Below are 12,469 nucleotides of genomic sequence, written 5' to 3' on the forward strand. Positions count from 1 at the left end.
GATGGGTCGCATGCTGTCTCGGCGCGCGGTGCGGCGTTGGGTCTCCAGCGCCCTGATAAGCGCCGCACTTGTCTCCGGTGCGGTGGGATTGGGTGCTTCCCAGGTAACGGCGGTCCCCGGGAAACCGCCGCCGGTGAACAGTGGGTCCTCCGACGGTCCCGGCCCGGCCGAGCCGACCACCAAGCGACCCTCCATCGCGCGGATCGAGCGCATCGAACCGATCCACGATCGGTGGCTACGGGTCTACGTCGCCTCGCCCGCGATGAGCCGGGTGGTCGAAGTGCAAGTTCTGCTGCCGCGCGACCAGTCGCGCCCGCGTCCGACCGTGTACATGCTCGACGGCCGCAGCGCGAGCCCCGACAGCAACAACTGGACCGAACTCGGGCACGCCGACCGCTTCTACGCGGACAAGGACGTCAACGTCGTGCTCACCGTCGGCGGTCCCGCCAGCTTCTACACCGACTGGCAGCAGCCCGACCCGGTGCTCGGCACGAACAAGTGGGAGACGTTCCTGACCAAGGAGCTGCCTCCGCTGATCGACGCGGAGTTCGACGGCAACGGCACCAACGCCGTCATGGGCGTCTCGATGGGCGCGGAGGCGGCGATGATGCTGGCGTTCCGGCAACCGGCGCTCTACACCGCGATCGCGGCGCACAGCGGCTGCTTCTCGATGGGCACCGACATCGGCCAGGCGCAGGCGCGCGCCGTGGTCGCCACCTACATGGGCGAGCCGGACAACATGTTCGGCAAGCAGGACGATCCGGCCTGGCTCGCGCACGACGTCACCCTGCACGCGGACGCGCTGCGCGGCAAGACGATCTATCTTTCGGTCGGCAGCGGCCTGCCCGGCGTGCACGACGTGCCGGGCAACCCGAACGTCGACCTTCCCAGCGCCATCACGTTCGGCGGGCCGCTGGAGGCCGCGACCAACGCCTGCACCAGGCGGCTCACCGATCGACTGCGGTCCCTCGACATTCCGGTCACCGCGCATTTCCGGGCCACCGGTACGCACTCCTGGCCGTACTGGGAGGACGAGCTGGCCCTCTCGTGGCCCACGATCGCGCCCGCGATCGGCGTTCGTTAACCCAGGAACCGCGCGAGCACATCCGGCGCACCGGCGAAGCTCAGGAACAGGTCGTTCTCGTGCGGGTCACCGATGGTGACACGCACCCCGTCGGTTCCGTACGGCCGCACCAGCACGCCGGCCGTCGCGCTCGCCTCGCCGAACTCGGCGCTGCGCGCGCCCAGCGGCAGCCAGACGAAATTCGCCTCGCTCGGCGGCACCGGATAGCCCGCCGTCACCAGCGCGTCGCGCACGCGCGCGCGTTCGGCGACCAGAAGGTCGGTGCGATCCAGCAGCTCGTGACGGGCCTCCAGCGACGCGATCGCCGCCGCCTGCGCGAGCCGGTTCACGCTGAACGGGATGTGCACCTTCAGTAGGGCCGTGATCACGGCCGGGTCGCCCACCGCGTAGCCCACTCGCAGCCCGGCCAGGCCGTACGCCTTGGAGAAGGTGCGCAGCACAACCACATTGGGCCTGGTCCGGCCGAGCTCGACGCCGTCAGGGCGGTCGGCCAGCCGGATGTATTCGTAGTACGCCTCGTCCAGCACCACCAGCACGTGCGACGGCACCGCGTCCAGGAACCGGACCAGCGCCGCCTTGCCGACGGCGGTGCCGGTGGGATTGTTCGGGTTGCAGACGAAGATCAACTTGGTCCGCTCGGTGACGGCGGCGGCCAGCGCGTCCAGATCGTGAACCTGGCCGGGTGTGAGCGGCACCTGCACGGCGGTGGCGTTGCCCACCTTCGTCACGATCGGGTACGCCTCGAACGAGCGCCACGCGAACAGCACCTCGTCGGACGGCGACGCGCAGGTGATCTGCACCAGCTCCTGGCACAGCGCGACGCTGCCGCACCCGACCGCGATATTGTCGAAGCCGACCCCAAGGAACTCGGCCAGCGCCGTGCGCAGCTCGGTGACCTGGTTGTCCGGATACCGGTTGGCCAGCTCGGCCGCCTCGGCGATGGCTTTCGCGGCGGCGGGCAGCGGACCGACGGTCGTCTCGTTGCTGGCCAATTTGACCGCGCCGGGATTGCTGCGGCCGGGGGTGTACGCCGGGATCGATTCGAGGTCCGGCCGGATCTGCGCTGTCACACTCCAACCCTAATCCGTGCCGTGGAAGGCCTGATCGGCCTACCGGAAAATCTCTGGGCGATAGGCCCTCACGTGCAATTTCTACCGAAGATCAGCAACTCGCCCTAGGCTGGATTCATGTCGGGCACCTACGACGATATGGCCCCGCTGCGGGGTAGCGACCGGGAAGAAGTGCGGCCGACCAGCGGTGGGCAGGTGCCCATCACGGTGATGGAGCCGGAAGGAAATGCCCGTGGCGGAATCGTGCTGCTGCACGAGTCCGGCGAGTTCACCGGCGCGTTACGCGACCTGATGAACGCACTGGCCGGCGAGGGATGGACGGTGGTCGCACCCAAACTCTTCCATCGCGAGGACGGCCAGGCGGGCGGCGGGGTCTTCGGCGACGAGCTGTTCGAAGACTTCGACGCCTGCTTCGACTGGCTCACCCGGCGCGGGGTGTTTCCCGACACCATCGGCGTGCTCGGTTTCGACTCCGCGGGCACCGCCGCGTTCCTCGTCGCGACCAATCGTCCGATCGGCGCCGCGGTGAGCGTAGCCTCGCCCGGCATCATCGAGCCGCTCACCGACCAGGCCGACGCCTTGGTGCGCGCCGCTCCCCACCTACAGGCGCCGTGGCTCGGCCTGTTCGGCGTCGACGACCCGGCCACCCCGCCCGCCCAGGTCGACCAGTTGCGTGACGCGACCGCCCGCGCTGCGGTCGCCAGCCTGGTCGTCACCTACCCCGGCCTGCACCACCGCGCCGACACCCCCGAGGCGGACGAGGACATGGCGACCGTCGATTCGCAGACCAGAATCTTCGACTGGTTCGACAGCAACCTGCGCTGACCAGCCGTTTTGTGATCTGAACGGTAGCTGCTGTAACCTTTGGGCTCGGCGGTTCGAAAGGACCGGTGCCCTCGAAGAGAAGGCTCCAGGAGGCGTGCCAGAGCGGCCGAATGGGACTCACTGCTAATGAGTTGTCCCTTCAAGGGGACCGGAGGTTCAAATCCTCTCGCCTCCGCCACGCCCGGGAAACCGGGTACAACTGAATAACACATGCGCCCGTAGCTCAACGGATAGAGCATCTGACTACGGATCAGAAGGTTGGGAGTTCGAGTCTCTCCGGGCGCACCGAACTGAGGCTTTCGGCGGTCACGCCGGGAGCCTCGGTGCAATTCTCATTACGTTGGAGCGTGGGCGGGAGCTTGCCAGCGGGGCGACTCCGCGGCAGTGGGACCCAGACGCGAAGGTAGGGGAACGAGTTCGGGGGCGTAATCGGATATCGCTATACGGGGGCGGCGTATGAGTGTCAGCGATGACGTGCTGGTCGTACATGTAGTGCAGGCATATCGCTTCGCTTTGAATCCGACCCCCAGTCAGGTGGCAATGTTGCTCTCCCACTGCGGGGCGCAGCGATTCGCGTTCAACTGGGCGCTTGACCTGGTTAGCGCGAACCTTCGGCAGCGAGCGGCGGAGCGTTCCTACGGCATCGCAGAAAGCGAGCTGACGCCAGCGGTGGGATGGTTGCGATCCACCAATCGCCGGATCGCGAGGTTGCACGCGAGGGTAGTGCGGGCACGAGTTGATGGACTGCACAAACTGACGACCGCGCTCACCGCCCGCTACGGGACGATCGTCGTAGAGAATCTGAATATCGCCGGAATGGTGCGTAACCGCCGTTTGGCCGGCTCTATCGCCGACGCGGGGTGGGGTGAATTAAGGCGGCAGCTGGACTACAAGGTTCGATGGAACGTAGGAACACTCGTCGTCGCCGACCGCTGGTACCCATCATCGAAAACCTGCTCCAACCCTCGCTGTGGTGCGGTGAAAGCCAAGCTGCGTCTCAGCGAGCGCGAGTTTCGATGTGAGCACTGCGGTCTGGTGATCGATCGCGATCGCAACGCTGCGCGAAACCTGGCCGGTTTGGCGACGCGACGTCCTCCCCGAGTTGCGGGGCGACGGAAAACGAGCCTGCTGGAAATCCGCGCAAGCCCGGTCGCACGGTCGGCGGAGGATATTGCCACGGGAACGCCTCACCTGGTGAGGTGAACGTCGTGTGAGTAATCACGCGACTGCCGTCTGCATGTCCGATGACATCCGACGGCAACGGTTCGAATCCCTTCGGGCCAGGCCGTCACGTTTCCAGCTTGTCCGGGAACGCTGGTCAGACGCCGTCCTCGCCGAGCAGTTCTCGGAGCTAGCCTGAGTCCGTGGGCTGCGAATTCGACTCGGAGTCGGTGGAAGCCGGGCAGGCCGTGGAGTTGGTCTGTCCCGATCCGGGAAACAGAGTCAGGCTCTGGAACCGTGTCGCGCCCTATGGGGACGATGTCGTGGCGTTGTGTGCCGAATTCTCCGGCGATCAGATGCGTGCCGCGGTTCATGGGCTCACTGTCGATTTCTATGGGGGCGGCTCACTACCGCTGTACCTGGACGGGCTGGCGTCGGAGTTCGCTGGCTGGCAGGGGGTTCAGAGCTGGGAAAGCCTGGATCACGATCTGCGAGTCGATGCGCAGCACGATCCGCGTGGCTACGTCGAGATGACCTGGACGTTGAGCCCACGCAGCTGCTCGCGCCCGGACAGCTGGACCGCAACCGTGGTCACGGCGCTGGAAGCAGGCGAGGAGATGCGCCGACTCGCCGACTCGGTCCATCGGTTCCTTCGACCCTCGTCAACCCAACCGATGGGTCGATGAGCCACTCGGTGCATCGGAACAACCCTTCGTAGCCGGCGGTGCGGGATCTACTTCCAGGCGGGCAGGCTCGGCAGGTCGCCGGTCAGATCCGAACCGGTGCTGCGGCCGATCAACCACGCGGCGAGGGACGAGGACGGGCCTGAGATGGTGTGGGTGGCGGGGGAGCTTCCGATGGTGGCGGTGTAGTCGGAGTCCATGGCGCGCAGGGTGAACGGCTCGAGGGGGGTGTCTGCGGTGAGGCGGGTGAGGTCGGCGGTGACTTGGGAGAGGATGCGGGTGACGAAGGAGGCCGGCCAGTCGGAGGGGTGGTAGTTCGCGTTCAGGTCGACGTGGTGGATTTCGACCTCTTGCAGACGCATCCACAGGATTTCGGTCGCCGGGATCGGCCGGCCCTGGCGGGTGCGGACTTGCGCTCGCCAAGCGTCGTCGGTGAGCGAGCGTGCGAGGGCGAGGAAGCGGGTGGCGGCAGCCTCGTTGTCGGCCAGATGCTCGGTGAGCGGACGGGCCGCGCCCGCCTCGATGTCGTGGTCGCGCAGGAAAGCGCTGGCGTATTGCGGGATCTCGACGTCAGTGTGCGCCCACAGCAGCAGGTTCACCAAGCTGTCGGCGTTGCGGGCGAGATGAGCAAGGACGTGGCCGCGGGTCCAGCCGGGCAGTGCGGAGGGGCCGGTGACGGCGTGCTCATCGAGGCCGCGGATGGTGTCGAGCAGGCGGGCGGTCGCCTCGGCGACGGTGTCGAGTTGCACGGGGGTCTGTGAGGCGGCGGTGGTCACGGTTTCGACCCTAGCGAGGGAGAACCCGGTCCGCCGCTGACGACAGGCCGGGTTCGCCGAGGAGGGGCGGACTACCCGCCGACGATCGCGTCGGCTTCGATCTCGACCAGCAGGGCCGGGGTGATCAAAGCCTTGATCTCGTACATGGCCGTCGCGGGACGGATCTCGCCGAACACCTCGGCGTGCGCCTTGGCGACCTCGGGCCAGCGTGCGATATCGGTGACGAAGATGCGGGTGCGCACCACGTCGGCCAGGCTCGCACCCGCCTCCTCCAAGGCGGAGCCGATGCGCCGCAGCGTTTCCCTGGTCTGCTCGCCGATGTCGTCGCCGCCGACCGCCGTGCCGCCGGGGGCCGAAGCGGTGGTCCCGCTGACCGCGATGACATTGCCGAGCCGGACCGCCCGCGAGTAGCCGACGATGTCTTCGAACTCCGAACCCGAGGAGATGTTCACGCGATCGCTCATGGGCGAAAGCATCGCACGCCGCCTCGCGTTCCCGTATCCACCGAGGTCACCGGCCCGCTCCGAAGACCGCAACGCTCCGCTCGCCGCGAGGGTGGCCGACATGTTGCCACACGATGTGCGGCAATGGGTAGGTATCAGCCCGGTTCGGTCCGCTCCCGTTCTTCCACGACGACCGCCGCGGCCAGCGCGATCAACCACAGCGACATCGCGCCCACCTGAATGCGCTGCGCGATCCCGAGGGCGTGGTTGCCGGGCAGGTTGTCGGCCACCAGCATCCACACCGTCGCCAGCGACCCGATCACCAACACCACCAGGCCGAATTCGCGGAGCACCCGAAATCGCCGGTAGCGGAACGCGGCCAGGTCGAAGGTGAACGCCGCGACCGCGATCGAGGTGACGGCCAGTGTGCTCGTCAGTGCGTGCGGCTGGTGCAGTTGCGGGAACAGTTCACTCGGGCCGCCGCACCCGCTCTCGCCGGGAGTGCAGTCGCGCAGCGGCAGCAGGGCGTCGGCGATGGTCGCCGCGCCGAAGCAGAACAGCGCGATCCAGCCGACGGTGGTCAACCCGCGTCGGGGAAACGACAGGAGCCCCGCGATGGCCGCGGGCATGAGCGATGCGCCCACGATCAGGTCCGCGGTCGCGAACACCTCCCGGTACGGCTTGCCCTCCGCGTCGAGTTCGCTGAGGAAGGAGTCGAGGGGGTCGAGGTCGATTTTCAGCGCGAATTGGAGGACCCAGGACGAATAGCAGAGCCCAGCGAGTGCGATCGCGGCCGCGACCAGCACCGATGCCGGTCGGATACGCCGAACGGAGGTCTGCGAGCCACCCGCCACGTTTCCATTGTGCGGCGTGTTCGAGCGCGCCGGGCAGCGGCGGGCCGCACACGTCATTACCATCCGGCACACAGGGTCTTGTCAGCTTCGCCCGGCACGCTGGACGACAGCTGCAACTCGAGGAGGTTCCCCATGCTCGGCTTCGCGACCGCCGCCGCCGGAATCGCGGTCATGACGGTGATGGTGGTGTCCGGCTACCTGGCCGCCCACGCTCCACGTTCACTCGTGCGGGTGCGACGCCGCTGACAGCGCGGCTTGGACGCGGTCGGCCGCGCTGACGGGATCCTCGTGCTCCCAGACGCGGATCACGTGCCATCCCGCCGCGATCAGCGCGGCGTCGGTGGCTCGATCCCTGGCCACGTTTCCGGCCAGTTTGGCCGCCCACCAGTCGGCGTTGTTCTTCGGATCGGTGGCGTGCTGCGGGCAGCGGTGCCAGAAGCAGCCGTCCACATAGACGGCGACTCGCCGGCGCGGGAACACCAGGTCGGCGCGTCGTCGCTGCCCGCGGATCGGTGCGCGGTCGACGTAGTAGCGCAGCCCGCGGCGGTGCAGTTCCCGGCGCAGCGCGAGTTCGGGATCGGTGCCGGTGCGCCGCTGGCGCGCCATCCTGGCGCTGGTGGCGGCGTCGGTAGCGGGCCGCTGGGTCATGCCGCCCAACCGCCCATCCGGTCCAGATGGCTCTCCACGTCGGCGAGGAATCCGGGCGGAAAACGCAGACTGCCCATGGTGGTCCGGCGCAGGAATCCGGCTGTCGCACGGGCGGAGAGCAACTGCGCGTCGGTGAGGAAGTGGGTCAGGTCCTCGTAGGGCTCGTGCACCGGCCAGGTGGAGACGGGCACGCGATAAGCCGCACCGTTGTGACCCCACGCGGCGACCGGCCACGGCGTTCCCGGAGCCAGCGGCTGATCGCCGGGGATCGGATCGAGCGGAGCGGCCAGCCGCGCCCCCACCCAGGACGCCATCCGAACGCTCACCGCGTTGCCGACCAGCTTCCAGCGGTGGCCCTTCCGCACACCCGGCACGTCGGTCGCGGGCGCCGTCCAGCCCGCGTCGAAGCCCTGGAGGCGTTCGGCGTCGGCGATGCCGGGCGTGACGATCTCCCCGGACGGCAGCCGCACCGCGGGCGGGCTGGCGATGCCGAGCGCGGAGCCGCCCTTCAGCGTCGGCACCGCGTTCACCGCCCAGCCGAGGCCGCGCACCCCCTCGGTCCAGTAGAAGCCGCACGGGTCGAACGCGGGATCGCCGACGGTCCGTGGACCGGCGTCTTCACCGAACAGCACGCCGCGCGGGTCCTCGGTGCGGGAGGCCAGCATGAGCACTCGCTGTCTGCGCTGGGGCAGGCCGAACGCGCGGGCGTCCACCACCCGGTAGGCCCAGGTGTAGCCGAGTTCGTCGAGCGCGCCGGTGATGTGCCGCATGGCCGCTCCGCGGCCCAGCTGCAGCATGAACGGCACGTTCTCGATCAGCAGCCAGCGTGGGCCGCGCTTGCGGCGCACCAGCCGGAATACTTCGTCGACCAGACCCGAGCGCGTGCCGGTGATTCCGGCGGTTCGTCCCGCCTGGGAGAGGTCCTGGCAAGGAAATCCCGCCGCGACCAGTTCCGTCCTCGCCGGGATGGCGCGCAGCCGGGTGATGTCGGAATGCAGCGGCACGTCCGGGAATCGGGCGGCGAGCACGCCTTGGGCGCCGGGCTCGATCTCGCACAGCAGCTCGGTGTGCCAGCCGTGCCTGCCGAGGCCGAGCTCGAGTCCGCCGATCCCGGCGAACAGCCCGACCATCCGCACGCCCGTCAACGACCTTCCCTTTCTCGCGTCCACACCGGACGCCCCCACGCGTCCCGTGCCCGGGGAGCAGGTTACTCGAGTCGGCCCGGGGCGATCCCCGAACATCGGGACCATCGTCCCCGGCACCTGGTACGGTCCGCGTGTCACGCGGTGCGATCGGTGCGTTTTTCCAATAATGCACAGGGGTGGTCGCACAGGACGTGATGACCGGTCGATCCGCCTGCGTTCCACCGCGGGCCGCCCACGATCCTGGTGGCGCGCTCGCGCATTGCTTTTGCTCGACGAAGTTCCAGAGCGACGCTAGGGAAAGTGAGCGAAAACATGCCTTTGCCTTCCAGCAGGAACGGACAATTCCCCTCCGTTGTGGTCACCAGCCTGGCGGCGACCACGTCTCTGGCGGCCGACGTGGACTCCACATGGAAGGGCCTGCTCAACGGCGACAGCGGCATCGACACCCTGGATGACGATTTCATCGACCAATTCGAGCTGCCGGTGCGCATCGGCGGGCATCTGAAGGTGCCGCCCACCGCGTACCTGGACCCGGACGAGCGCCGCAAGCTCGCCTACGTGGAGCAGCTGGCCATCGTGCTCGGGCGCGAGGTCTGGCGCAACGCGGGCAGCCCCGAAGTGGACAAGCACCGTCTCGGGGTGTCCATCGGCACCGGGCTCGGCGGACCCGAGGCGCTCATCCACGCTCGGGACAAGCTGCACAACGGGGGCTACCGCAAGGTTTCGCCGTACACCGTCCAGGCCATGATGCCCAACGGCGCCGCGGCATGCGTCGCGCTGGAACTCGGTGCCCGCGCGGGGGTGTCGACGCCGGTGTCGGCCTGCTCGTCCGGCGCGGAGGCGATCGCCAACGCGTGGCGGATGATCGTCATGGGTGACGCCGACGTGGTGGTCACCGGCGGCGTCGAGGGTTCGATCCAGGCCATCGCGATCGCGGCGTTCACCATGATGCGCGCCATGAGCACCCGCAACGACGCGCCGAAGAGCGCTTCGCGTCCGTTCGACGCCGACCGCGACGGTTTCGTGTTCGGCGAGGCGGGCGCGCTGATGGTGCTGGAAACCGAGGAGCACGCCAAGGCGCGCGGCGCGACCATTCATGCCCGGCTGATGGGCGCGGGCGTCACCTCCGACGGCTTCCATCTGGTCGCGCCCGACCCCGAGGGCGTCGGCGCCGCGCGCGCGATGACGCGGGCGATGCGGACGGCCGGTCTGGCCAAGGGCGACATCACGCACGTCAACGCGCACGCGACAGCCACGCCGATCGGCGATACGGCGGAGGCGCGCGCGATCCACCAGGCGGTGGGCGACCATGCGTCGGTCTACGCGCCGAAATCGGCCCTCGGTCATTCCATCGGCGCGGTCGGCGCGCTCGAATCGGTGATCACGGTGCTCAGCGTGCGGGACGAGATCGTGCCGCCCACGCTGAATCTGGACAATCAGGATCCGCAGATCGAGCTGGACGTGGTGCACGGCGCGGCCCGGCCCGGCCGTATCGATTACGCCCTGAACAACTCCTTCGGATTCGGCGGGCACAATGTAGCGCTCGCCTTCGGCCGGTACTGACCGCCAGGTGGCCGGGACACCTGCTAGCCTTCCCGACGCTTCGTTATCGACCTGTGTTCGGTGTCATTGCACGGCCCGAGTGTCTGTGCGCTGGAAAAGGATAAGGCGATGATCGACGAAACCTTCGACGACTTTCTGAACGATCAGGGCAAGATCGAAATCCGCGGGAACAGGACCCTGATCGACTTCGTCGACAAGCACAGCACCGAGAACGGCGATGGCCTCGCCTACCGCTTCATCGACTACTCCAGGGAACAGGACGGCGAATACCACGAACTCACCTGGCAGCAGTTCGGTGTGCGCCTGCGCGCGGTGGCGGCCCGGTTGCAGCAGGTCACGCAGCCGGGGGACCGGGTGGCGGTTCTCGCCCCGCAAGGACTCGACTATGTCGTCTCGCTCTTCGCCGCGGTGTACGCGGGCAATATCGCGGTTCCGTTGTTCGATCCGGAGGAACAGGGTCACACCGATCGCTTGCACGCGGTGCTCGGTGACTGCAAACCCGCCGTGATCCTCACGACGGGTTCCGCGGCAGGCGGTGTGCGGAAGTTCTTCCGGCACCTGCCGCCGCCGGAGCGGCCGCGCATCATCGCGGTGGAGGCGATCCCGGACAGTGTCGGCGTCTCCTGGGTGCGCCCGAACATCGACATCGACAGCGTCGCCTACCTGCAGTACACGTCGGGATCCACCCGGACGCCCGCGGGTGTGGAGATCACCCACCGCGCGGTGGGCACGAATCTGCTGCAGATGATCGACGCCATCGGCGTCACGGAGAACTCGCGCGGAGTCACCTGGCTGCCGCTGTTCCACGACATGGGCCTGCTCGCGGTGATTCTGCCGACCGTCGGCGGTGGATTCATCACGATCATGTCGCCGAGCGCGTTCGTACGCCGGCCCTACCGCTGGATCAAAGAGCTTGCCGCGGCCTCCGACGGCGCTGGAACCTTCGCCGCCGCACCGAATTTCGCGTTCGAGCACGCCGCAGCGCGCGGCAAGCCCAAGCCCGGCGAGGAATTGGACCTCTCCAATGTGATCGGGCTGATCAACGGCAGCGAGCCGGTTTCGGTGTCGTCGATGAAGAAATTCAACGACGCGTTCGCGCCGTACGGATTGCCGGAGACGGCGATCAAGCCGTGCTACGGCATGGCCGAGGCGACGGTGTTCGTCTCCGCCACCAAGGCCGAGGACAAGGCGAAGGTCGTGCATGTCGATCGAGCCGAGCTGAACGCGGGGCGGATGGTCGAGGTCGCGCCGGACGCCGACAACGCGATCGCGCAGGTGTCCTGCGGTTATGTAGCGCGGTCACAGTGGGCGGTGATCGTCGACCCGGAGCACGGCACCGAGCGACGCGACGGTGAGGTCGGCGAGATCTGGCTGCACGGCGAGAACATGGGCATCGGTTACTGGGGGCGTCCCGAGGAGACGAAGGCCACTTTCCGCGCGAAATTGGCCGAGCGGCTGCCGGAGGGCAGTCACGCGGAGGGCACGCCGCAGGACGCCAACTGGATGCGCACCGGCGATTTCGGCGCGTATCTCGACGGCGAGCTGTACATCACCGGCCGGGTCAAGGACTTGGTCATCGTGGACGGCCGCAACCACTATCCGCAGGATCTGGAGTTCTCGGCCCAGGAATGCAGCACGGCGCTGCGCCCCGGCTTCGTCGCGGCGTTCTCGGTGCCTGCCAACGAATTGCCCGCGCTGGTCTTCGAGCAGGGCAGCCACTCCGGTCTGACGTTCGACGCCGAGGACACCTCCGAGCAGTTGGTGATCGTCGCGGAGCGCAACACCCGTGCGGGCAAGCTCGAGTCGGAGCCGGTCGCCGACACCGTGCGCGCCGCGATCGCGCGCCGTCACGGCGTCATGGTCCGGGACGTGCTGCTGGTGCCCGCGGGCTCGATCCCGCGCACCTCCAGCGGCAAGATCGCCCGCCGCGCCTGCCGGGCGGCCTATCTGGAAGGGACGCTGCGCGGCGGTCATCAGCAGCAAGCGTTCCCGGACGCGCCGCAGGAGTGGGAGTCCGAGAGCGTGGTCGTGAACTAGAACCGGAACGGGGGGAACGACACCACCTCGCGGTAGCGGTCGGGGTCGGTGACCAGCGACGATCAGCACACGACCGGGTGTAGATCCGCGCGGCTTGACCTCGAGCTCGCTCGAGGTTGTTGGCTTGGTGAATGAGTGTCGAACCCGGCGCCTCGACGAGCGCGGATGTCCGGCGGCGGC

The 12,469-nt window shown here is 68.2% G+C and carries 12 protein-coding genes and 2 tRNA genes; 8 read left to right on the forward strand and 6 right to left on the reverse strand.

What is annotated here, in order from left to right; translation table 11 throughout:
- Positions 1-10 precede the first annotated feature (10 nt).
- Positions 11-1,084, forward strand: coding sequence for an esterase family protein (locus tag K8O92_09905; protein ID UAK34160.1), 1,074 nt, complete (start codon positions 11-13; stop codon positions 1,082-1,084).
- Here K8O92_09905 and hisC read toward each other — a convergent pair.
- Entirely contained in the window at positions 1,081-2,154 is a 1,074-nt protein-coding gene (gene hisC / locus K8O92_09910) for a histidinol-phosphate transaminase (GenBank protein UAK34161.1), read from the reverse strand. The genes K8O92_09905 and hisC overlap by 4 nt on opposite strands.
- Before the next feature lie 117 nt (positions 2,155-2,271).
- Between hisC and K8O92_09915 the strand changes: the two genes are divergently transcribed.
- The 5 genes from K8O92_09915 to K8O92_09935 all read left to right on the forward strand — a co-directional run bounded on the left by K8O92_09915 (position 2,272) and on the right by K8O92_09935 (position 4,826).
- Positions 2,272-2,979, forward strand: a complete 708-nt coding sequence (locus tag K8O92_09915; protein UAK34162.1) for a dienelactone hydrolase family protein — start codon at positions 2,272-2,274, stop codon at positions 2,977-2,979.
- An 88-nt stretch (positions 2,980-3,067) separates the two neighbouring features.
- Positions 3,068-3,157 (forward strand) — tRNA-Ser (locus K8O92_09920).
- Positions 3,158-3,191: 34 nt separating this feature from the next.
- A tRNA-Arg gene (locus K8O92_09925) sits at positions 3,192-3,264 on the forward strand.
- 171 nt (positions 3,265-3,435) lie between these two features.
- Complete coding sequence (locus tag K8O92_09930; protein UAK34163.1) at positions 3,436-4,182, forward strand: transposase; 747 nt, start codon at positions 3,436-3,438, stop codon at positions 4,180-4,182.
- A 188-nt stretch (positions 4,183-4,370) separates the two neighbouring features.
- Positions 4,371-4,826, forward strand: coding sequence for a DUF6228 family protein (locus K8O92_09935; protein UAK34164.1), 456 nt, complete (start codon positions 4,371-4,373; stop codon positions 4,824-4,826).
- Positions 4,827-4,873: 47 nt separating this feature from the next.
- Here K8O92_09935 and K8O92_09940 read toward each other — a convergent pair whose 3' ends face one another.
- From K8O92_09940 to dcm, 5 genes are all read right to left on the reverse strand, one after another.
- Complete coding sequence (locus K8O92_09940; GenBank protein UAK34165.1) at positions 4,874-5,599, reverse strand: maleylpyruvate isomerase family mycothiol-dependent enzyme; 726 nt, start codon at positions 5,597-5,599, stop codon at positions 4,874-4,876.
- A 71-nt stretch (positions 5,600-5,670) separates the two neighbouring features.
- On the reverse strand, positions 5,671-6,063 hold the full coding sequence (locus tag K8O92_09945) for a RidA family protein (protein UAK34166.1): 393 nt from the start codon (positions 6,061-6,063) through the stop codon (positions 5,671-5,673).
- A gap of 134 nt (positions 6,064-6,197) precedes the next feature.
- The gene (locus tag K8O92_09950) at positions 6,198-6,953 is read right to left on the reverse strand and encodes a DUF998 domain-containing protein (protein UAK35580.1); all 756 of its coding nucleotides are present in this window, start codon (positions 6,951-6,953) and stop codon (positions 6,198-6,200) included.
- 162 nt (positions 6,954-7,115) lie between these two features.
- On the reverse strand, positions 7,116-7,544 hold the full coding sequence (locus K8O92_09955; protein ID UAK34167.1) for a very short patch repair endonuclease: 429 nt from the start codon (positions 7,542-7,544) through the stop codon (positions 7,116-7,118).
- The gene (gene dcm / locus K8O92_09960; GenBank protein ID UAK35581.1) at positions 7,541-8,674 is read right to left on the reverse strand and encodes a DNA (cytosine-5-)-methyltransferase; all 1,134 of its coding nucleotides are present in this window, start codon (positions 8,672-8,674) and stop codon (positions 7,541-7,543) included. The genes K8O92_09955 and dcm overlap by 4 nt, the downstream gene beginning before the upstream one ends.
- A 327-nt stretch (positions 8,675-9,001) precedes the next feature.
- On the opposite strand from dcm, the gene K8O92_09965 reads away from it, so the two are divergent.
- Positions 9,002-10,252: a beta-ketoacyl-ACP synthase gene (locus tag K8O92_09965; GenBank protein ID UAK35582.1), complete on the forward strand. Its 1,251-nt coding sequence runs from the start codon at positions 9,002-9,004 to the stop codon at positions 10,250-10,252.
- 108 nt (positions 10,253-10,360) lie between these two features.
- Positions 10,361-12,289, forward strand: a complete 1,929-nt coding sequence (locus tag K8O92_09970) for an AMP-binding protein (GenBank protein ID UAK34168.1) — start codon at positions 10,361-10,363, stop codon at positions 12,287-12,289.
- Positions 12,290-12,469 lie beyond the last annotated feature (180 nt).

It is taken from the genome of Nocardia asteroides, assembly GCA_019930625.1.
Lineage (GTDB): Bacteria > Actinomycetota > Actinomycetes > Mycobacteriales > Mycobacteriaceae > Nocardia > Nocardia sputi.

Excerpts from the sequence above, each read along its gene's own strand:
- K8O92_09905 (UAK34160.1), top strand. The coding sequence starts at position 11 with ATGCTGTCTCGGCGCGCGGTGCGGCGTTGGGTCTCCAGCGCCCTGATA.
- K8O92_09950 (UAK35580.1), bottom strand. The coding sequence starts at position 6,953 with ATGACGTGTGCGGCCCGCCGCTGCCCGGCGCGCTCGAACACGCCGCAC.
- K8O92_09945 (UAK34166.1), bottom strand. The coding sequence starts at position 6,063 with ATGAGCGATCGCGTGAACATCTCCTCGGGTTCGGAGTTCGAAGACATC.
- dcm (UAK35581.1), bottom strand. The coding sequence starts at position 8,674 with ATGGTCGGGCTGTTCGCCGGGATCGGCGGACTCGAGCTCGGCCTCGGC.
- K8O92_09955 (UAK34167.1), bottom strand. The coding sequence starts at position 7,544 with ATGACCCAGCGGCCCGCTACCGACGCCGCCACCAGCGCCAGGATGGCG.
- K8O92_09915 (UAK34162.1), top strand. The coding sequence starts at position 2,272 with ATGTCGGGCACCTACGACGATATGGCCCCGCTGCGGGGTAGCGACCGG.
- K8O92_09930 (UAK34163.1), top strand. The coding sequence starts at position 3,436 with ATGAGTGTCAGCGATGACGTGCTGGTCGTACATGTAGTGCAGGCATAT.
- K8O92_09965 (UAK35582.1), top strand. The coding sequence starts at position 9,002 with ATGCCTTTGCCTTCCAGCAGGAACGGACAATTCCCCTCCGTTGTGGTC.
- K8O92_09970 (UAK34168.1), top strand. The coding sequence starts at position 10,361 with ATGATCGACGAAACCTTCGACGACTTTCTGAACGATCAGGGCAAGATC.